This window comes from Streptomyces xingningensis (genome assembly GCF_054957865.1).
The window spans coordinates 1-2,333 of sequence record NZ_JBDJPF010000150.1 but is presented as its reverse complement, the minus strand read 5'-3'; the positions used below and the strand labels follow the sequence as shown (position 1 = coordinate 2,333).

At 68.8% G+C, this 2,333-nt stretch carries 1 protein-coding gene; it reads right to left on the bottom strand.

Going from position 1 to position 2,333, the window contains the following annotated elements; genetic code table 11:
* The coding region (locus tag ABCR83_RS32545) for a polyketide synthase dehydratase domain-containing protein (protein WP_462698868.1) at positions 1-2,333 on the bottom strand (2,333 nt) is incomplete at both ends.

Here is a 2,333-nt window from a genome sequence, read left to right as displayed (position 1 = left end):
ATCAACAAACTCACCCGTCAAACTGTTCAACACCACATCCACACCCCGACCCCCCGTCAACCCCCGCACAACCCCCTCAAAACCCAGATCACGCGAAGACGCGCGATGCCCCGCATCAACACCCATCCCCTCCAGCACACCATGCTTGCCCTCACCCGCCGTCGCAAAGACCTCCGCCCCCACATACCGCGCAACCTGCACCGCCGCCATCCCCACACCACCCGTCGCCGCATGCACCAACACCGACTCACCCGCCCGCAAACCCCCCAAAACCACCAACCCAAACCACGCCGTCAAAAACGCCACCGGCACACCAGCACCCTCCCCCAACCCCCACCCCACCGGCACACCCACCAACAACCGCACATCCACCACAACCACTGAACCAAACGCACCCTCGAAGAGCCCCATCACACGATCGCCCACGGCGAACCCGGTCACATCGGGCGCCGTCTCCAACACGATCCCCGCACCCTCACCGCCCATCGCGCCGTAGGCGGGGACCATGCCCAACGCGACCAGGACATCGCGGAAGTTCACGCCTGCGGCGTGGACAGCCACCCGCACCTGGCCCGGCCCCAACGGCTCCAGCACCTCCGGGCAGGGCACAGCCGCCAGGTTGTCGAGCGTGCCCCCGACGCCGAGTTCGAGCCGCCACGCCGGTTCACCCGTGGGGGCAACCAGTTCGGCGGAGGGGGCGGCAGGCATGAGCCGCGGCACCAGCACCCGGCCCTCTCGGACGGCCAGTTGGGGCTCGTCCGTCGCAACGGCGTGACGGAGGGCCTCGGATTCGGCGCCCGCCACGTCAACATCGACCAGGACGAACCGGCCCGGATTCTCCGACTGGGCACTGCGGACCAGACCCCACACCCCCGCCGCAGCCGGATCAACATCCACACCCTCCCCAACAGCCATGGCATGCCGCGTCACCAACACCAGCCGGGCATCAGCAAACCTCGGCTCAGCCAACCACTCCTGCACCAAACCAAGCACCCACCCCACAACAGCCAACCCACCCTCCCCACCAGCCACCTCCACCACCACAACCGACGGCACCTCACCCAACGCAGCCAAACCCCCAACATCACGCCCCAAAGTGACCCACCGCACACCCGCCGACCCACCGACCACCGAAACCGGAACCCACTCCACCACGAACAACCCATCAACACACCGACGCTGCACCGCCGCAAACCCCGACGCAGCCACCGGACGCATCTGAACAGACCCCACCGTGAGCACCACAGCCCCGGACAGATCAGTCACCACCAAACCCAACTCCCGGTCACCGAGCCGAACAATCCGCACCCGGACAGACCCGGCCCCAACCGCATACAACGACACCCCACCCCACACAAACGGCACCCACAACTCCCCACCACCCGCGTCGGCGGCAAGGCGGTCGGCCAGCACGGGGTGGAGCGCCGCGTCGAGCAGGGCGGGGTGGATACCGAGGCCTCCACGTTCACCCGCCTGCTCCGGCAAGGTCACCTCGGCCAGCAGGTCGGAACCATGCCGCCACACCGCACGCAGACCCTGGAACGCGGGACCGTACTCATAACCCGCAGCCGCAGCGTGCTCGTAAAGGCCGCCGATATCGAGCGGTTCCGCGTCGACAGGAGGCCACGCCCCGGCCGGTTCCACGGGCTGCGTGTTGGTCTCGGCGCCGAGGAGGCCGGTCGCGTGGCAGATCCACTCCGCATCCGCTTCGTCGGGACGGGTGTACACCTGCACATCGCGGCGTCCGTCTTCTGCGAGGGCGCCCACGGCCACTTGGACGCGGAGCCCGCCGGAGTCGGGCAGTACAAGTGGCGCCTGCAACGTCAGCTCTTCGACCGTGGCGCAGCCCGCCTCATCGGCGGCCCGCAACGCCCACTCCACCAGCACCGCACCGGGCAACAGCACCGTCCCGGACACCACATGGTCAGCCAGCCAAGGGTGCGACTGGCGGGAGATCCGCCCAGTCAGGAGGTACGAGTCACCGTCGGCCGGGCGTACGGCTGCGCCGAGCAGCGGGTGCCCGGAGGAGACAAGACCCAGCCCCGTTGCGTCCCCGCCCCCGGCCTTGGCGGACAGCCAGAAACGCTGCCGCTGGAACGGGTACGTAGGCAACGCCACCACCCCCGGCGCCAAGTCCCCCGGGAACCACGACGACCAGTCGACCGGATCGCCAGTGGTGTGCAACCGGGCGAGGGCATGGGTGAACGCCTGCACCTCGGGCTGCTTGCCTGTCAGCGCGGCGACTGCGATCGGGTCGGGCGCGCCATCCACCTCGTCCAGCGTCTGCTGGACGGCGGAGGTCAGCACCGGGTCGGGGCCGAGCTCCAGATAAA